21 protein-coding genes are annotated in these 15,555 nt (G+C 68.4%); 7 read left to right on the forward strand and 14 right to left on the reverse strand.

Annotation, left to right across the window (positions count from 1 at the left end):
* Nucleotides 1-702, forward strand: a 702-nt coding sequence (locus C458_RS12260; RefSeq protein ID WP_008576098.1) for a GNAT family N-acetyltransferase, incomplete at its 5' end; no start/stop codon positions are given.
* A gap of 112 nt (nucleotides 703-814) precedes the next feature.
* Here the strand turns inward: C458_RS12260 and C458_RS18490 are convergent.
* A complete protein-coding gene (locus C458_RS18490; protein ID WP_008576100.1) occupies nucleotides 815-979 on the reverse strand; it encodes a hypothetical protein in 165 nt (54 codons plus the stop codon).
* A 79-nt stretch (nucleotides 980-1,058) separates the two neighbouring features.
* Nucleotides 1,059-3,323: a tRNA(Met) cytidine acetyltransferase TmcA gene (tmcA, locus tag C458_RS12265; RefSeq protein WP_008576102.1), complete on the reverse strand. Its 2,265-nt coding sequence runs from the start codon at nucleotides 3,321-3,323 to the stop codon at nucleotides 1,059-1,061.
* A 372-nt stretch (nucleotides 3,324-3,695) separates the two neighbouring features.
* Here tmcA and rpl7ae point away from each other — a divergent pair, with 372 nt between their 5' ends.
* Genes rpl7ae through ndk form a run of 4 tightly spaced genes read left to right on the forward strand, consistent with a single transcriptional unit; the run spans nucleotide 3,696 to nucleotide 4,957 of the window.
* Nucleotides 3,696-4,058 carry a 50S ribosomal protein L7Ae gene (rpl7ae, locus tag C458_RS12270; RefSeq protein ID WP_004042964.1) on the forward strand — a complete coding sequence of 121 codons (363 nt, stop codon included), beginning with the start codon at nucleotides 3,696-3,698 and terminating at the stop codon, nucleotides 4,056-4,058.
* Between the two features lie 6 nt (nucleotides 4,059-4,064).
* Nucleotides 4,065-4,289 (forward strand): 30S ribosomal protein S28e, encoded by a 225-nt coding sequence (locus C458_RS12275; RefSeq protein ID WP_004042966.1) that lies wholly within the window; start codon nucleotides 4,065-4,067, stop codon nucleotides 4,287-4,289.
* A 2-nt stretch (nucleotides 4,290-4,291) separates the two neighbouring features.
* Entirely contained in the window at nucleotides 4,292-4,492 is a 201-nt protein-coding gene (locus tag C458_RS12280) for a 50S ribosomal protein L24e (protein ID WP_004974594.1), read from the forward strand.
* Nucleotides 4,493-4,957 (forward strand): nucleoside-diphosphate kinase, encoded by a 465-nt coding sequence (gene ndk / locus C458_RS12285; protein WP_008576105.1) that lies wholly within the window; start codon nucleotides 4,493-4,495, stop codon nucleotides 4,955-4,957.
* 368 nt (nucleotides 4,958-5,325) lie between these two features.
* On the opposite strand, the gene C458_RS12295 is transcribed toward ndk, so the two are convergent.
* The 8 genes from C458_RS12295 to C458_RS12330 are packed head-to-tail and all read right to left on the reverse strand — an operon-like array spanning nucleotide 5,326 to nucleotide 11,458.
* Nucleotides 5,326-6,399 carry a methionine synthase gene (locus C458_RS12295; protein WP_008576107.1) on the reverse strand — a complete coding sequence of 358 codons (1,074 nt, stop codon included), beginning with the start codon at nucleotides 6,397-6,399 and terminating at the stop codon, nucleotides 5,326-5,328.
* Nucleotides 6,396-7,406, reverse strand: coding sequence for a vitamin-B12 independent methionine synthase (locus C458_RS12300; protein WP_008576109.1), 1,011 nt, complete (start codon nucleotides 7,404-7,406; stop codon nucleotides 6,396-6,398). The genes C458_RS12295 and C458_RS12300 overlap by 4 nt, the downstream gene beginning before the upstream one ends.
* 55 nt (nucleotides 7,407-7,461) lie before the next feature.
* The gene (locus C458_RS12305; RefSeq protein ID WP_008576111.1) at nucleotides 7,462-8,061 is read right to left on the reverse strand and encodes a HemK2/MTQ2 family protein methyltransferase; all 600 of its coding nucleotides are present in this window, start codon (nucleotides 8,059-8,061) and stop codon (nucleotides 7,462-7,464) included.
* On the reverse strand, nucleotides 8,058-9,251 hold the full coding sequence (locus C458_RS12310) for a mechanosensitive ion channel family protein (protein WP_008576113.1): 1,194 nt from the start codon (nucleotides 9,249-9,251) through the stop codon (nucleotides 8,058-8,060). The genes C458_RS12305 and C458_RS12310 overlap by 4 nt, the downstream gene beginning before the upstream one ends.
* Before the next feature lie 3 nt (nucleotides 9,252-9,254).
* Entirely contained in the window at nucleotides 9,255-10,118 is an 864-nt protein-coding gene (locus tag C458_RS12315) for a 16S ribosomal RNA methyltransferase A (protein ID WP_008576114.1), read from the reverse strand.
* Between the two features lie 42 nt (nucleotides 10,119-10,160).
* A complete protein-coding gene (locus C458_RS12320) occupies nucleotides 10,161-10,754 on the reverse strand; it encodes a DUF655 domain-containing protein (RefSeq protein ID WP_008576115.1) in 594 nt (197 codons plus the stop codon).
* A 53-nt stretch (nucleotides 10,755-10,807) separates the two neighbouring features.
* Nucleotides 10,808-11,164, reverse strand: coding sequence for an RNA polymerase Rpb4 family protein (locus C458_RS12325; protein ID WP_004042989.1), 357 nt, complete (start codon nucleotides 11,162-11,164; stop codon nucleotides 10,808-10,810).
* Nucleotides 11,165-11,167: 3 nt separating this feature from the next.
* Complete coding sequence (locus C458_RS12330; RefSeq protein ID WP_004061361.1) at nucleotides 11,168-11,458, reverse strand: 50S ribosomal protein L21e; 291 nt, start codon at nucleotides 11,456-11,458, stop codon at nucleotides 11,168-11,170.
* 123 nt (nucleotides 11,459-11,581) lie between these two features.
* Between C458_RS12330 and C458_RS12335 the strand changes: the two genes are divergently transcribed.
* The gene (locus C458_RS12335) at nucleotides 11,582-12,742 is read left to right on the forward strand and encodes a cystathionine gamma-synthase (protein ID WP_008576118.1); all 1,161 of its coding nucleotides are present in this window, start codon (nucleotides 11,582-11,584) and stop codon (nucleotides 12,740-12,742) included.
* A gap of 130 nt (nucleotides 12,743-12,872) precedes the next feature.
* The gene (locus C458_RS12340; protein ID WP_008576120.1) at nucleotides 12,873-13,130 is read left to right on the forward strand and encodes a hypothetical protein; all 258 of its coding nucleotides are present in this window, start codon (nucleotides 12,873-12,875) and stop codon (nucleotides 13,128-13,130) included.
* A gap of 55 nt (nucleotides 13,131-13,185) precedes the next feature.
* On the opposite strand, the gene C458_RS12345 is transcribed toward C458_RS12340, so the two are convergent.
* The 4 genes from C458_RS12345 to rpl12p form a co-directional block, all read right to left on the reverse strand.
* Nucleotides 13,186-13,452, reverse strand: coding sequence for an elongation factor 1-beta (locus C458_RS12345; RefSeq protein ID WP_004042995.1), 267 nt, complete (start codon nucleotides 13,450-13,452; stop codon nucleotides 13,186-13,188).
* Nucleotides 13,453-13,454: 2 nt separating this feature from the next.
* Nucleotides 13,455-13,634, reverse strand: coding sequence for an HVO_2753 family zinc finger protein (locus C458_RS12350; protein ID WP_004042997.1), 180 nt, complete (start codon nucleotides 13,632-13,634; stop codon nucleotides 13,455-13,457).
* 83 nt (nucleotides 13,635-13,717) lie between these two features.
* The gene (locus tag C458_RS12355) at nucleotides 13,718-15,001 is read right to left on the reverse strand and encodes a tripartite tricarboxylate transporter permease (RefSeq protein WP_008576123.1); all 1,284 of its coding nucleotides are present in this window, start codon (nucleotides 14,999-15,001) and stop codon (nucleotides 13,718-13,720) included.
* Nucleotides 15,002-15,211: 210 nt separating this feature from the next.
* Nucleotides 15,212-15,553, reverse strand: coding sequence for a 50S ribosomal protein P1 (gene rpl12p / locus C458_RS12360; RefSeq protein WP_004043001.1), 342 nt, complete (start codon nucleotides 15,551-15,553; stop codon nucleotides 15,212-15,214).
* Nucleotides 15,554-15,555: the final 2 nt, after the last annotated feature.

The raw sequence follows: 15,555 nt of genomic DNA on the forward strand, positions 1-15,555 counted from the left end.
AAAGACCGCAAGGACATCTACGAGTACATCGAGCGCCACGGGACCGTCCGCGAGGACGAGGTACGGCGGGCGCTCAACTTCGAGCCGGCGGCGCTGGGGGCGCACCTGACCGTCCTGCGACGCGACGGCTACATCCGAAAGGTCGGCAACCACGTCGAGGTGGCCTACGCGCCCGGCGAGGCGGAGACGGTCGAACTCGGTGACCTCGACGTGACGATTCGGATGGCCCAGAACGTCGACTTAGAGAGCCTCGTCGACGCCATTCACGAGGTCGCAGACGAGGGCCGGTACATCGAGGCCGAGACGGTCGCGGACCTGCTGGACCACGAGGAAGTCGTCCTCCGACACAACGAGGTCAGTTCCCGGATGGTGTTCGTCGCCACGGTCGGCGACGAACTCGCCGGCTGGGTCCACCTCGACCTGCCCGAGGCGGAGAAACTGAGCCACACCGCCGTCCTGACCGTCGGCACGCGCCCGGAGTTCCGCGGCCACGGCATCGGGAGCAAACTCCTCGACCGCGGCGTCGACTGGGCGCGCGAGCGCGGCTTCGAGAAGCTTTACAACAGCGTCCCGGCGACCAACGAGGAGGCAATCGCGTTCCTCGAAGGCCACGGCTGGGAGACCGAAGCCGTCCGCGACGCCCACTACAAGATAGACGGCGACTACGTCGACGAAGTGATGATGGCCGTCTCGCTCCGGTGAGCGCGGACTCGCTCCGTCTCCGACCCTGATTTTCTGCGCGTCGTCGCACTTGCCAGCGACGCGTCGGCTTCGCGGGTCTCGCCCACGACCGGTCGCGCCACGGCCCGTCGCGCTACGACCAGTCGTCTTCGGCCCCGTCGAGGGGTTCGGCGACGACGCCGTCCTGCTGAACGAGCGCCCTCGCGTGGGCCGTACAGACGTTCCTGTCGGCGTCCCACGGCACGTAGAGCCTGACCGCCGCGACGTTCTCGCAGTCGAGTTCGCTGCACTCGGCCATACGGAGAGCGTCGGCACCGGCGACTATCGGTGTGTCGGCGGACAAGCGACTGAGGCTCGGCCGCTCCCCCGGGCGGGCCTCACCGGAATCGCTCGCGTTCCTCGCGGGCCGCGTCGGTGCCGTACTCGTCCACGAGCGGTTCGTAGGCGTCGCCGAGCGCGCGCATCGCGCCCGCGGTCGAGTGGAAGTCGAGTTCGTCCGCGACGGCGTCCCACGGATGGGTCTGGAGGACCTTGCGGACCAGCAGTCGCTCCTCTCGGGGCGTGAGCGAGGCCCGCTCGGGGTTCGTGAGGTGCGCGAGTCCGAGACGGCGGAACGCGCCGGGCGCGGTCGTGTAGAGCCCCGGGCCGTACGACGCGCCGACGACGACGCGCCACTCGTACTCGGAGAGGTCGGGTGAGAGGGAGCTATCGACGGCGGCGAGGGCGGCCCGCGCCACGTCGGCGTCGAGGTCAGAGAGGGCGTCGCCGAGCACGTCGCCGACGCGGCCGAGGAACCAGTTCGCGTGGCGGTCGCGGAGGTCGCGGCCGGCGGGCGATAGGGGGCGCATCATGAGCGCCGAGTACTCGCCGCTGGTGTCGTTTCTGGTGGTCGAGAGGTGGACCGTGCCGTAGCCGTTGTCGTGCCAAAACGAGAGGAGTTCCGGGGTCGCGCCGAAGCCGACGCCGAGGTAGTCCGCGTCGCTCGCGAACTCGTCGCGTAGCTCCGTGAGGAGCCGCGAGCCGAGGCCGGACGACCGGACCGCGTGGTGGGTGGCGATGCGCATCACGCGGTAGCCGACGGGGACGCCCGCGCCCTCGTCGCGGAGTTGGCTCGTGAACACGTCGGGGAGCATGTTCCCGCGGATGCGGCCACCGTCGTACATCTTGCGGCGGGTGTCGGCGGCGAGGCCGCCCTCGCGGGCGAGGAGCGCGACCGAGACGACCCGGCCCTCGTGGGTGAGCGCCCGGAGCGTCAGGTTCGGCGCGTCGAGGAGGCGGGCGAGGTCGTCCGGTTCGGTCCGGTAGTGCGCGAGGACGAGCAGGCCGAACGCCTCGCGGAGCAGGTGTTCGTCCGAGAGGAGGTCGTCGGGCGAAAGCGCCCGGTAGGAGACGGTATCGGGCGTCGCGTCCGTGACGAGTTGGTCGACCGGCGGCCGAGCGTCGAGGAGGAGCGCGCGGAACGTCCACGACTCGACGGGGTCGCCGGCGGCGTAGCGAATCGGGTCGTCGAGGCGCGCGTCGGTCACCTCGCGGTCCGCGTCGTCGAGGCGGTCGCGGAATCGGACGGCGAAGCCGCGGCCCGCGCCCTCGTAGCCGCGGACGGTCGTACAGAAGGCGACCGCGGGCGCGGCGAGGAACGATTCGAGGAGCCTGACGGGCAGGGCGGCGGCCTCGTCCACGACGAGCGCGTCGGCGTCGGCCGCCGCGGCGCCGGCCTCGGTCGGCGGGACGTAGCGGACGCGACCTCCGTTCTCGGCCGCGATGTCGAAGTCGTCCGCGCCGCCGCCACGGAGCGCGCCGAGTTCGGAGAGGAGTCGCTCGGCGCGGGCGAACACCTCGGCGGCGTTTCGCTCGCCGGGCGCCGTCACGACCACGTCCGCGCCCTCGAAGGCGAGACTCCCGGCGGCGAGGCCCGCCGCGCTCGACTTCCCGCGGCCGCGGTCGGCCTCCACGACGACGGCGGTCCCCGGTTCCGTCAGGGCTTCGAGCGCGGCGAGCGCGTCCGACTGGTCGGCGGTGAGGCAGTCCCCGTAGGCGCGCCGCGGGAATCGGCGGTCTTTCTCCGTCGGCACCCGCGGCGGGGCGGCGTCGAAGCTGATTCCCTGTCGGTACGCCCCGTCGCGCTCGACGGTCCCCGAATCGAGGTCGACGAGCGCGACGCCGGGGTGGTCCCGGAGCGTCGAGACGAGCCGGCCGCGGAAGCGACCGGTCACGTCCGCGACGGAAAAGGGCGGGACGGCCAGTCGCTCGTCGAACGAGTCGCGGCGAGTCGGCCAGTCGTCGAGAGAGGGGGTGAGCATGACGAGCAGGCCGCCGCCGTCGACAGCGCCGGCGACGCGGCCGAGCGCGTTCGCCGAGAACTTCTCGTGGGCGTCGAGGACGACGAGCGTCCGGGTCGTTCCGAGGAGCGACGAGGCGCGCTTCGGCTCGACGCGGTGGAAGCGAAAGCCCTCGCGGGCGGTGACGAACGTCACCTCGTCGTCGGGCACGTCGGCCCCGCGGACCGCGTCGAAGGCGGCGTCGATGCCGGCGTCCCGGTCGCCGGCGAGGACGAGGAGGCGTCGCTGGTTCGTCGCCAGCGCCTCCTCGCGGCGGGCGGCGGCGAGCGCCTCGACGTCTGGGTCGTCGCCGAGTTCGGTCATGGGATGGATACGTCGGCGCGGCTATTCACCTCCTTCGGTCGGGTGCGAGCGACCTCGTCCGCCGGTCGGTGAAGCGGCGGTTCCAGTCGGGCGTCACGCCCAGCACATGATGGGTCGAGTGACCGATCGACACGGATATTTCGACAGTCCCGTCGCCGAGAAATCAGGCGATTCGCGGGTCGTGCGGACGCGTCGCACGGCGCTACGATTTTGAAAGCGCTTTTATGGGGGCCGGAGCAAAGGATGGTTACAGCCTGTCCGGGGTTGATGAACCTCCTCGCCGTAGGGATATCGTTGACCGGTCGCGACCGACCGACCGGTGTGATACCGGCGAGGGAGTCGAGCCCGCGAGCAGGATATAGGTGAACAACAATGGCTGTCTACGTAGACTTCGACGTACCGGCCGACCTCGCTGACAGCGCCGTCGAGGCGCTCGAGGTCGCCCGAGATACTGGTATCGTGAAGAAAGGAACCAACGAAACGACCAAGTCCATCGAGCGGGGCAACGCCCAGCTCGTCCTCATCGCGGAAGACGTTTCCCCCGAGGAAATCGTCATGCACCTGCCCGAACTCGCCGACGAGAAGGGCATTCCGTTCATCTTCGTCGAGACGCAGGACGACATCGGCCACGCCGCCGGCCTCGAAGTCGGCAGTGCCGCGGCCGCCATCGTCGACGCCGGCGACGCGTCCGACGATGTCGAGGATATCGCGACTAAGGTCGAGGACCTTCGATAACCGACCATGAGCGCGGACGAACAAGCCAGCGACTCGACGCCTGCCGAAGTCATCGAAGTCGTTGGAAAGACTGGGATGCACGGCGAGGCCATGCAGGTCAAGTGCCGCATCCGCGAAGGCTCCAACCAGGGCCGTATCATCACGCGAAACGTGCTGGGTCCCGTCCGCGAGGGCGACATCCTCCAGCTCCGCGAGACCCAGCGTGACGCCGACTCCATCGGAGGGCAGTAACAATGGTCGAAAAGCGCACGTGCGACTACAGCGGTGAGGAAATCGAGCCCGGCACGGGCACGATGTACGTCAAGACCGACGGCACCATCCTCCACTTCAAGGACTCGAAGGCCGAGAAGAACTACTTCCTCGGCCGCGAGGCCCGCGACCTCGAGTGGACGGAGGCCGGCCGCCGCGCGAGCGGCAAGTCGGAGGACAACTAGATGTCCGACGCAGAGCGCACCTTCGTGATGGTCAAGCCCGACGGCGTCCAGCGCGGCCTCATCGGAGACATCGTCTCCCGCTTCGAGGACCGCGGTCTCAAGATGGTCGCCGGTAAGTTCATGCAAATCGACGAGGAGCTCGCCCACGACCACTACGGCGAGCACGAGGGCAAGCCCTTCTTCGAGGGTCTCGTCGACTTCATCACGTCCGGTCCCGTTTTCGCGATGGTCTGGGAAGGGCAGGACGCGACGCGACAGGTCCGCCGCATGATGGGCGAGACGGACCCCGCAGAGTCCGCTCCCGGCACCATCCGCGGCGACTACGGTCTCGACCTCGGCCGGAACGTCATCCACGGCTCCGACCACGAGGACGAGGGCGCGAACGAGCGCGAAATCGCGCTCTTCTTCGACGAGAACGAACTCGTCGACTACGAGCGCGTCGACGAGACCTGGCTCTACGAGTAAGTCTCGTCTCGCGGTTCTCACGCTTTCTGCCGAGAGGAGCGACGGCCACGTCTCCCCTCTCGTCCGCGCTCCAGCCGTCGGACATCGCGTCGTCTGCGACGGGGTGTGCGGAATACTACCACCAGCCACGCGAGGCCGGTCGAGGCCGACCCTCACCGCGGCCTGACCGTCCACCGCGCGGCGAACAACGGTTTTCTCGCCGCCCGGCGAACGCGTGCCACATGGTCGAGATGGAACTCGTGGCCCTCGCGCTCGCGGCGGTGTTCGCCGTCCGCTGGGGCGCGACCGAACGCGGTGAAGGCCCGCGGCTCTGGGGTCGCGGGTCGTGACGGACGAAAAAGAACGAACGCGGACGCGGCGGTGGGGGCTCAGTCGGCCTGCGGGACGGGCGCGTCGAGGTCGATTTCGCCGGCGTCGAGTTCGGCTTCGACCTCGCGGGCGGCTTTGACCATGTTCTCCATCTTCTGGTAGGCGACCTCGCGGGGGAGGAGCTTCACGCCGCAGTCGGGCGAGACGGTGAGCTTCTCCGGCGGGACGACTTTCAGGCCCTGCTTGATGTTCTCCTTAATCTCCTCGACAGTCTCGACTTCGGCGGTGTGCACGTCCACGACGCCGAGCGCGAGGTCCGGCTCGAACTCGGGGTCGGTGAACACGTCAATCTGCTCGTAGCCGCCGTTGCAGAGTTCCACGTCGAACTCGTCGATGGGGTAGTCGTTGAGTTCGGGGTAGATGCGCGAGTAGTCGCCGTAACAGACGTGGAGGCCGATGCGGACCTCGTCGGGGACGCCCGCGACGATGCGTTCGAGACACTCGCCGACGATGGCGTGGTCGTCCGGCGTCGTCGCCAGCGCGGGCTCGTCGATTTGGATGTAGGTCGCGCCCGCCTCGACGAGCTGTTCGATCTCCTCGTTGACGAGGTCGGCCAGCGCGTACGCGAGGTCGGCCTCTGAGTCGTAGTGCTCGTTGAACGACCAGCTCGCCAGCGTGTACGGGCCCGTGATGGGCACCTTGACGGGCTTGGAAGCCACGTCGCTCGTGAACTCGAACTCGTCGACCAGCCACGGCTCGTCGTACTCGACCTCGCCGACGACCGAGGGCTTGTCGAAGTAGTTGTGGCCCCACACCTTCACCGGGCCGTTGAACTCGTAGCCGGGGATGCGGTGGGCGAAGTACTCGACCATCTCCTCGCGGCGCATCTCGCCGTCGACGACGGTGTCGAGGCCGGAGCGCTCATGTTCGCGGGTGATGACGCGACAGGCGTCGTCGTGAGCCTCGTGGAGGTGCTCTTGGGTGAACTTGGAGTCGGGGTCCTCCGCGAGGTCGTTGGCGCGGTTGAGCCACTTGGGCTTCGGGTAGGAGCCGACGACGGTGGTGAGCAGGAAGTGCTCGGTGTCGTGAGCTTCGGGGCGGAACTGCTCGCGGTTCTCGGCGTCGCGGCTCATGCTTCCACCTCCAGTTCGTCCTCGGTGGCGGCCGCGAGGGCGGCGAGTTTCTCCGTCGCGCGGTTCTCCGGCAGGTAGAACAGTTCGGTGTTGGAGGTCACGTAGGCGGTGTCGAACGTCTGGCTCTGGACGTTGTCGAGGGTCCACTCGACGCGCTCGCGGACCGTCTCGGGGTCTTCGACCAGCGTGTTCTGGCCGTCGACGAGGCCCAGCGCGATGTCGTCTTTCGTGCCGTACTCGTTGACGTTGTAGAGCGTCTGGTCGCGGTCGCCGGCGACGAAGTCGAAGCCGATGGCGTCGACGTCGGCGTCCATGAGGTGCGCGTGGACCTTCTCGTCGAGCGCGCCCCAGTAGGTGTGGACGACCACGTCGGCGTCGGTCGCGTCGGAGACGGCGGAGATGGCCTCGGGAACGCGCTCGTCGACGTCCTCGCCCGGTGGCGAGAACACGAGCGAGGGCTCGAGGAGGAACAGCGTCTCGTGGTCGGGGAAGGCGTCGACCTCGTCCGCGAGGAACTCGCTGACGGCGTCGAGGAACTCCGCCTCGTCGCCGTAGTGCTCGTCGGTCGCGAGGTCCGAAAGCGAGTACGGGCCGGGGAGGACCGCCTGCAGCGACTCGTCGCCACCGAGGAGGTCGGCGGTAGCGTCGAGTTCGGCCGCGACGTCGCCGGAGAAGGTGAGTTCGCCGCTGACCTGCGGGTCGCGGTAGAAGTTGTTGTTGTCGTAGTAGCGGACGATGCCGCCGGTCTCGACGTTCTCGTGGACCGTCAGCGGGTGCGCGAGCATGTCGTCCCAGCGGAGTTGCCCCTCGACGACGCGGTCGAGGCCGGCGTCGGTCTGTTCGGAGACGACTTCCTCGCGGGCGCGGTCGTACGCGCCCACGATGTCGCCGCCCTCGTTACCGGAGATGAGGTCGTGTTTCTGGTGGCCCTTGAGGTCCGAAAGCTCCTGTTTCGCCCAATCCGGGAGGGGATACAGTCCCGGTGTCGTCGAGACGAGTTCAGTCATCACCTCTCGCTAAGAAATGACGGTGTATAATATTTCCTGTATCAATATATGCGCATTAGTTATCCAGCGCGAGCACCGTGAGCGTCTCGTAGGGGTACGACTCCTGGACGACGACCTCGTGGCCGAAGCCGTTCGCCTCGGCGCGGGCGAGCACCTCGTCGTAGCCGGTGAAGCTACTCACGAGGAGGAAGACCGTGCCGCCGGGTTTGAGCACGCGCCCGACGGTGTCGAGGAAGGGGTCGATGATTTCGCGGCCGTCCTCGCCGCCGGTGAGCGCGACCTCCATCCAGTCGTCGCGCGCGGCTTCGAGTTCCTCGGGGAGGTACGGCGGGTTGAACGCCACCGCGTCGAAGGCGTCGTCGCGGAACGGTTCGACGAGGCTCCCGCGGACGACCTCGAACCCGCGGTGGCCCTCCTCGCGGAGGGCGGCGGCGCGCTCGGCCGCCTGCCGGCAAGCGTGGGGGTTGAGGTCGCTCGCGACCACGTCCGCGTCGGTCTTCGTCGCGAGCCGTTCTGCGACCCAGCCTGAGCCGGTCCCGACTTCGAGGACGCGCCCCGAGACGCGCCCGACCGCGGCCTGCGCGAGCAGCCCGGAGTCCTCCGCGGGCTGGTAGACCGAGGTGTTCATCCCGCGGCGCTCGGCGAGGTCGGTCATTCGTCGCCTCCCTCGACGCCGCCGTCGGCCTCGGGGCTCGCCTCGGGTCGCTGGTCCGTGAGCGAAATCGGACCCGAAGGGTCGCGCTCGGACAGCGCGCGCTGCGGGAACGGGATCGCGATTCCCTCCTCGTCGAACGCCTCGCTGACGGCCGAGATGGTCGCGGTGCGCGCGCGCCACCACCGCCGGGCGCTCGGGCGGTCTATCCACGGGCGCACCCCGAGGACGACCGCCGAGTCACCGAACCGCTTTGCGACGACCTGCGGCTTCGGCACCGACAGCACCTCGTCGAGGTCTTCGACGGCCGCCTGCGCCACCTCTGCGGCGCGGTCGATGTCGGCGTCGTAGTCGACGCCAACCTCGATGTCGAGGCGGAGCCGCCCCTTTCGGCTCCGGTTGACGAGGCTCTCCGAACTCACCACGTCGTTTGGAATCATCACGAACTCGCCGTCGAACGTCTGGATACGCGTGTTCACGACCGTGATTTCGGTGACGATTCCCTCGTGGTCGCCGACTTCGACCCAGTCACCGATTTCGAACGGCCGGGAGAACATGATGACGAAGCCCGCGATGAGCGACCCGAGGGTCTGTCTCGCGGCCATCCCGACCACGATGCCGAGGAAGCCAGCGCCGACGAGGAAGCCGCCGAGGTCAGCCCGCCAGATACCGAGGATGACCGCGAGCGTGGTGAGGTAGGTCGTCACCTGCGCGATGCGGTAGATAATTTCGCGCTGGTGGTCCGAAATCTCCGGGCGCGTGCTCGCGATTTCACCGATGAACCGGCCGAGGACGCTCGTGAGGACGTACGCGCCGACGACGAACGCCGCCGACAGCGCGATGCGGACGAACGTCTCTCTGCCGAGGTCGTACTGCGCCGAAATCGTGCCGATGTCGCCCGACAGCGACCAGAGCGCGAAGACGAACCCCCCGCCGCCGGCGACGACGACGAGTCGAAGCACGGTCACCGAGAGATGCCACACCGGCATCGAGACGGCCTCAAATTCCTTGTCGTGGAGTCGAGCGCCGAGCCGCCAGACGGCGACGACCGCGACGGTCACGAGGACGCTCGCGGCGACGCGGAGTTCGAACGTCGGGAACAGCGACGCGATGTCGAGAACCGTACCGCTCTGGAGGGGAGTTGCCGTCGAGGCGAGGCGGAAGAGCGCCGCGGCGAGTGCGGGGAGCGTCATGGATTATAGGCCGACCGACGCGGCGAGTTGCGCGAGTTCGGCGAACTCGGCGGGTGCCATGTTGCCGGCGCGCTTTCGGAGCACGTCCTCGTCGGCGGCCTCGACGACCGCTTCGGGGTCCGACAGCCCGGAGATGTGCGCCGTGTTGCGGATACCGTTTCTGATGGTCTTTCGCCGCTGGGTGAACAGCGCCTTCACGAAGTCGAGGAAGAACGCCTCGTCGTCGACCTCGTACTCCGGCTCGTGCGGCGTGATTCGGACGACGACGCTCTGGACCGCGGGCTTGGGGTCGAACGCCTCGCGGGGGACGTGCTCGCAGAGTTCGACCTCGCCGTAGTGCTGGGTGCTCACCGAGAGGCGACCGTACTCCGAGGTGCCCGCCTCGGCGGCCATCCGCTCGCCGAACTCCTTTTGGAACATCAACACGAGCGGCTTGCCGCGGGGGAGCAGCCGGAACGAAATCTCCGAGGAGATGCCGTACGGGAGGTTCGAAACGCACGCGGTGAACTCGGGGAGGTCGACGTCGAGCGCGTCGCCCTCGACGACGGTGAGCCGGTCCGATTCGACCTCGTCAGCGAACTCGCGGCGCAGGTGCGCGGCGAACGTCCGGTCCTGTTCGACGACGGTCACGCGGTCGGCCACGCCGAGCAGTCGGTCCGTGAGGACGCCCGGCCCGCCGCCGATTTCGAGGACGTGCGAGCGGTCCGCGTCCTCGGGGAGATACGTCGGGATTCGGTCGACGACGCGGTCGTCGACGAGGAAGTGCTGGTCGTGGTCGGGGTTCCCGCGAGCGCCCGCCCGCCGGATGAGGGCGTCCGGGTCGCGCGCGGCGACCTCGCGGACCTGTTCGCTGCCGTCGCTCGTCATTGGGAGAGGTATCGTGCGGGAGCGGGTAAAAGTCCCGTTCCGCTACCGGCCGTCGCGTCCGACGAACGTCTTGTACTTCACGTCGTTGTCGCGGAGTTCGTCGAGGATGCGCTCGACGATGACCTCCTTCGGGCGGTGGAGCCCCGAGACGCGTGCTTCGAGGTCCTCGAACGACTCGAACGGCCCCTGTCGCTTGCGCGATTCGAGAATCTTGTCGCGGAGCTTCTTGCCGATGCCGGGCAGCAAGTTGAGCTGGTGGAGCCGCAGGGTGATGGGCTGTGCGTCGTTGTAGAAGTCGACGAACCGCCGTTCGTCGGCCTCGACGATGTCCTCGACGACGTAGTCGACTTCGGCCGTCGCCGTGTTCGAGAGGTCGCCGTACGAGAGTTCTTCGACGGACTGAATCAGCTCGCGGTCGGCGGCCGGGGAGACGACGAGTCGGTCGCCGATGCTCACGTCGGCGTCTTCGACGAGGGTCAACTCGAGGAGACGGAAATCGGACTCTCCGAGCGCGTACGCGATGGGTGCCGCGTCGAAGCGCCTTCGGTCGTCTCCTTGACGCCCGTGGCGGAGTACGTCGAGTACGACGACGTACTCGGTCGTGGCGTCGGCGTCACCGCTCTCCGTACGTGTCATACCAGTAGTTACGGCGAGCCGATATTTAAATAGTTGGCCGCGCTGTCACGCGGTCAGACGTACTTCGCGACGACGTTGAGGATTTCGTCGAGTTCGTCGCCCGACAGCGCGTAGCGCTGCTGGGCGAACACCGCGCGAAGCTCGTCGCGCGACTGCGGAAGGAGGTCCGCGATTTTGATGGCGGTCGGACCGTCGACCTTCTCGAGCTCGGCGAGCTCCTCGACGAGTTCGCGAGATTCCTCGGGGTCGAGGTGGGCGAACCGGTTGACGTGTTCTATCGCGCGGGCCAGTTCGTAGCGCATCTCGCGCTCTTCGTCGGCGGCGCGTTCCGCCTCAACCTCGGCGAGCAGTTCCTTGACCTCGGAGGTCGTCAGATACTCCTCGTCGAGCTTTTCTTTGAAGATGGTCATCGCTTACTGCTGGGCGCGCAGGTGAGCGGGACGGACGATGACCGTCTTCTCTTTGCCGCCGTCGTTGATCTGGACCTTGAACGCGCGGCCCTGCTTCCCGGTGACTTCACCGGTGAGACCGTTGAAGCGCGGGTGGAAGCGACCCTCGCGAACGCTCGGGTCGATGTTGAGGTGGACCTTCTGGCCCTCCTCGAATTCCGCGATGGCGCGCTGCGGCGGCGAAGTGCCGCGCTCGCGCGGCTTGTTCGAGAGCTTTCCTCGCGTCCCCTTCATCGGACCGTTGGAGCTCGGCATAGTCGTGAGAACGAATACTTGCGTCGCCATTATAAATTGCACGTTACGAACCGCGCGTGTGTATCTCCCGCGTGGTCGCGCGGGAGGGACGGACTTAACCCGAGTCGGCGCCGCGCTTCTCGTATGTCCGAAGACGAGCGGCGCATCGAGACGCGCGCCATCCACGCGGGACAGGAGCCCGACGAGGAGACAGGGGCGCTCATGACGCCCATCTACGCGAACTCGACGTACGCCCAAGACGGGCCGGGCGACCACCGCGGCTACGAGTACTCTCGCACCGGGAACCCGACGCGAACCGACCTCGAATCGAACCTCGCGGCGCTCGAACACGGCTCGTACGGCCGCGCCTTCGCCTCGGGGATGGGCTCGATAAACACCGTGCTCAACCTCCTCGAGGCGGGCGACCACGTCGTCGCCGGCAACGACGTCTACGGCGGCACCCACCGCATCTTCACGCAGGTGTACGAGAAGTACGACCTCGAGTTCGACTTCGTCGACACCACCGACCACGACGCCGTCCGCGACGCCGTCCGCGAGGAGACCGAACTCGTGTGGGTCGAGACGCCGACGAACCCCCTCATGCGCGTCAACGACATCGGCGCGCTCGCCAACATCGCCCACGAGGTGGACGCGCTGTGCGCCGTCGACAACACCTTCGCCACGCCGTACCTCCAGCGCCCCCTCGACCATGGCGCGGACATCGTCTCGCACTCGCTGACGAAGTATCTCGGCGGCCACTCCGACGTCGTCGGCGGCGCGCTCGTCACCGACGACGAGGAACTCGACGAGGAACTCGGCTTCTACCAGAACTCCGTCGGCGCGACGCCCTCGCCGTTCGACTGCTTTCTCGTCCTTCGCGGGACGAAGACGCTCCCGGTCCGGATGGACCGCCACTGCGACAACGCCCGCGACCTCGCCGCGTGGCTCGACGACCACGGGGCGGTCTCCGAAGTGTTCTACCCCGGGCTCGACTCCCACCCGCAACACGACCTCGCGGCCGAGCAGATGGACGACTTCGGCGGGATGCTCTCGTTCGAACTCGACGGCTCGCTCGAACAGGCCTCGACCGTCGTCGAGGAGACCGAGGTGTTCACGCTCGCCGAGAGCCTCGGCGGCGTCGAGAGCCTCATCGAACAACCCGCGGCGATGACTCATGCGGCCATCCCCCGCGAGGAGCGACTCGAAGCGGGCCTCACCGACGGCCTCATTCGCGTCTCGGTCGGCATCGAGCACATCGACGACATGAAAGCCGACCTCGAGCGGGCGTTCGACGCGGCGTTCTGAGGCTCGGACCCCGCGCCTCGTCCGCACTCGCCCGTCCTCGCGCGCCCTCACGCACCGGTGGTCGACCAGTCGTTGCCGCGAGTTGGGAACGCGAGTAAGGGTTATTGAATAGCACGATGAATAGTGAGGTATGTCCCAGGAGTCAGTCTCCCTGAGCGCGGAGTCCGTACAGCGACAGAGCTACACCGAACCCACAGACCGCGCGATGGTCGATTCCGACGACCACGAGGGGTCGAGCCACAGCGCCGAGCAGTTCGGTATCGGGCTGTCTCTCGGGTTCCTCCTCGGCGGCGTCGCGGGCGTCATCGGCAACTCGCTACCCATCGGCGTGATGCTCGGGCTCACGTTCGGCGTCGTCCTCGGCGTCTACTTCATGGAGCGCCGCTGACGACGGGCGACGCGGTCGCTCCGGGACTTGCCTGCGAAAAAAGTCGGTCGTCAGTTCAGATACGGCCGACGTTCTCGACGGAGACGCTCTCGACGCCTTCGACTTCGATGAACGCTTCCTCGACGGCCTCGGTGCCGCCGGCGTCGTCGGGGACGATGACGGTCGGCAGGAGGGCGACGAGTCCGAACGCGACGTCGTCGCGTTCGAAGCCCTTGATTTTCGCACCCTCGGGCAGGGAGTCTTCGAGCGCGTCCTCGAGGCTGTCGAGGTCGAGTTCGGGGCTGTTCGGCATGACCTTGATTTTAGCAGCTACTTTTCCCATGATTATGGACCCATGAAGCCGCAGTCGGGACACTCGTAGAGGTTGCTCTGCTTGCGGCACTTGGAACAACGCGAAATCTCCTGGCCGCAGTCGGGGCACTTGAACGTCGCCGCGCTCATGCCGGCGATGTTGATGCCACAGGACACACACTGGTGCGCGTGTCGCTGTTCGGACTCGCTCATACGCTCATAAACCGGCGCGCGACTTTTAACCGTTGTCTTTCCGGGTTCCTGCGGGGGAAATCCGTGGCCCGCGTGGACACGACTCACCCGAGCGCCAACGGTCCCATGAGGACGCACATCAGGTGGACGCGCCGACAGCCGAACCGGACGGGGAGGTGCCCGACGACCGCGGCGACGACGAGGACGGCGACGCCGCCGCCCCCCGCGAACGCCCACGAGAGCGCGACGAGCAGGGCGCAGACGGCGGCGACGAGTCGGCGCTGGTCGAGCCGTCCGACAACCGCGAGCGCCCGGTCGCCGACGACCGGAACCAACACCGCCCCGCAGAGCCCCGAGACGACCGTCACCGGCACCGCGAGGCCGAGTCCCGTCGGGAGTTTCGCCTCGGTGAGCGCGACGAGCGCGCCCGTTCTGGGCGTTCCCAAGCCGGCGAGCGCGAACAGCGCGAACACCGTCGTCGCCGTCGTGGCGGCGCTGGTGGCGGCGACGTAGGCCCGCGTCGATTCGTCGGGGTCGCGGCCGGGGAGAACGGCCAATGCGAGCGTGCCGGCGACGCCGGCGGAGACGCCGGGCAGATAGCCGACGAACGCGCCCCCACCGGTCCCCGCAGCGACGCTCCGCGCGACCGACCCCGGCGACGTTGCGAGCGCGGCGTCGCCCTGCGGCGGCACGCCGGAGCCCCGCCGCGCCGCCAAGAGGACCGGGACGCCGAACAGCCCGGCCAAAAGCGGGGCCAACACCCCGCCGACGGGGAGCGGCCCCCCGAACGGCCGGTCGAGGACGGCGAGGCCCAGCCCCGTCGAGGCGGCGATGGTCACGCAGGCCGCCAGCTTCGCCCGTCGACTCGGTTCGGTCCAGACGAGCGCGGCGGCGACGCCGACCAGAACCAGCCGCAGGTGGTCGCGGACGACGGGGTAGCCCTCGACCAGCACCTCCGTGAGCGGCACCGCGACCGGCACCGCCAGACAGAGCGCCGCACCGCTGCCGAGCGCCGACAGCCGAAGCGCCTCCCGCCCGCGCCCGCCGAGGACGAGTTTGTGCGCCGGCAACGCGCCCGGCGCGAGCGCGGCGTCGGGCACGCCGAGCGTCAACGCCGGCACCACGTCGAGGAACGTGTGGACGGTCGAGGCGGCGAGGACGGCCGCCGCGACGGCGACCGGCGGGCCGGGGAACTCCGAGGCGACTCCGGCGAGAAGCAGGGCAAAGGCGTTGGCGTGGAGACCGGGGACCAGCCCCGAGCAGGTTCCGAGGCAGACGCCGGCGATCACGCCGAGGAGGGCCGCGGTCGTCGGGTCGGCTGCGACGGACGACGCGAGCGTCGCCACTCGGCCGAGGTGGGTGACGGCCGCGCCGCCGATGAGGAGCATCGAGGCGGAGTGGCCGCGGCTTCGGGTATGAAGCTACGCGCGCCGCAGCGCGCCCTCACCGCCACCGACGCCGACGGCGATGCTGGCGCTGCCAGCGCGGTTAGTATCCGAGTCAGGAGACGGACGGAGCCGCCGCTTGCGGGTTCCATCGAAAGAAATCGGAGTTTCGAAGCGAGCGTCGCCGCGGATGCGGCGGGGTCTCGCGGAAGTTTAGCCGAAGAGCGCGCCGAGGCCCTCGCCGTCGGCTTCTTCGTCGTCGTCGCCGTCGTCGTCGCCGCCTTCGTCAGCGGCCTCTTCTTCGGCGTCTTCCTCGTCGTCGTCGTCAGCGGCCTCGACCTCGCCACCGGCGGAACCGCCCGCAGCGGGCGCGGGGGCGGCGGCGGCCGTCTCGATGGCCTCTTCGATGTCGACATCCTCGAGCGCGGCGACGAGCGCCTTGACACGGGATTCTTCGACATCGACACCGGCGGCCTCGAGGACCGCGGTGATGTTCTCTTCGTTGACCTCTTCGTCCGACTCGTTCAGGATGAGCGCAGCGTAGACGTATTCCATTG

The sequence above is a fragment of the Haloferax sp. ATCC BAA-644 genome (assembly GCF_000336975.1).
GTDB lineage: Archaea > Halobacteriota > Halobacteria > Halobacteriales > Haloferacaceae > Haloferax > Haloferax volcanii.

What these genes read in the sequence shown, in the direction of transcription:
- C458_RS12325 (WP_004042989.1), bottom strand. Translation starts at nt 11,164, where the DNA reads ATGACCATCTTCAAAGAAAAGCTCGACGAGGAGTATCTGACGACCTCC.
- C458_RS18490 (WP_008576100.1), bottom strand. Translation starts at nt 979, where the DNA reads ATGGCCGAGTGCAGCGAACTCGACTGCGAGAACGTCGCGGCGGTCAGG.
- C458_RS12320 (WP_008576115.1), bottom strand. Translation starts at nt 10,754, where the DNA reads ATGACACGTACGGAGAGCGGTGACGCCGACGCCACGACCGAGTACGTC.
- C458_RS12335 (WP_008576118.1), top strand. Translation starts at nt 11,582, where the DNA reads ATGTCCGAAGACGAGCGGCGCATCGAGACGCGCGCCATCCACGCGGGA.
- ndk (WP_008576105.1), top strand. Translation starts at nt 4,493, where the DNA reads ATGTCCGACGCAGAGCGCACCTTCGTGATGGTCAAGCCCGACGGCGTC.
- C458_RS12355 (WP_008576123.1), bottom strand. Translation starts at nt 15,001, where the DNA reads ATGCTCCTCATCGGCGGCGCGGCCGTCACCCACCTCGGCCGAGTGGCG.
- C458_RS12340 (WP_008576120.1), top strand. Translation starts at nt 12,873, where the DNA reads ATGTCCCAGGAGTCAGTCTCCCTGAGCGCGGAGTCCGTACAGCGACAG.
- rpl12p (WP_004043001.1), bottom strand. Translation starts at nt 15,553, where the DNA reads ATGGAATACGTCTACGCTGCGCTCATCCTGAACGAGTCGGACGAAGAG.
- C458_RS12295 (WP_008576107.1), bottom strand. Translation starts at nt 6,399, where the DNA reads ATGAGCCGCGACGCCGAGAACCGCGAGCAGTTCCGCCCCGAAGCTCAC.
- C458_RS12350 (WP_004042997.1), bottom strand. Translation starts at nt 13,634, where the DNA reads ATGAGCGAGTCCGAACAGCGACACGCGCACCAGTGTGTGTCCTGTGGC.
- C458_RS12300 (WP_008576109.1), bottom strand. Translation starts at nt 7,406, where the DNA reads ATGACTGAACTCGTCTCGACGACACCGGGACTGTATCCCCTCCCGGAT.
- C458_RS12315 (WP_008576114.1), bottom strand. Translation starts at nt 10,118, where the DNA reads ATGACGAGCGACGGCAGCGAACAGGTCCGCGAGGTCGCCGCGCGCGAC.
- rpl7ae (WP_004042964.1), top strand. Translation starts at nt 3,696, where the DNA reads ATGGCTGTCTACGTAGACTTCGACGTACCGGCCGACCTCGCTGACAGC.
- C458_RS12280 (WP_004974594.1), top strand. Translation starts at nt 4,292, where the DNA reads ATGGTCGAAAAGCGCACGTGCGACTACAGCGGTGAGGAAATCGAGCCC.
- C458_RS12305 (WP_008576111.1), bottom strand. Translation starts at nt 8,061, where the DNA reads ATGACCGACCTCGCCGAGCGCCGCGGGATGAACACCTCGGTCTACCAG.
- tmcA (WP_008576102.1), bottom strand. Translation starts at nt 3,323, where the DNA reads ATGACCGAACTCGGCGACGACCCAGACGTCGAGGCGCTCGCCGCCGCC.
- C458_RS12275 (WP_004042966.1), top strand. Translation starts at nt 4,065, where the DNA reads ATGAGCGCGGACGAACAAGCCAGCGACTCGACGCCTGCCGAAGTCATC.
- C458_RS12345 (WP_004042995.1), bottom strand. Translation starts at nt 13,452, where the DNA reads ATGGGAAAAGTAGCTGCTAAAATCAAGGTCATGCCGAACAGCCCCGAA.
- C458_RS12310 (WP_008576113.1), bottom strand. Translation starts at nt 9,251, where the DNA reads ATGACGCTCCCCGCACTCGCCGCGGCGCTCTTCCGCCTCGCCTCGACG.
- C458_RS12330 (WP_004061361.1), bottom strand. Translation starts at nt 11,458, where the DNA reads ATGCCGAGCTCCAACGGTCCGATGAAGGGGACGCGAGGAAAGCTCTCG.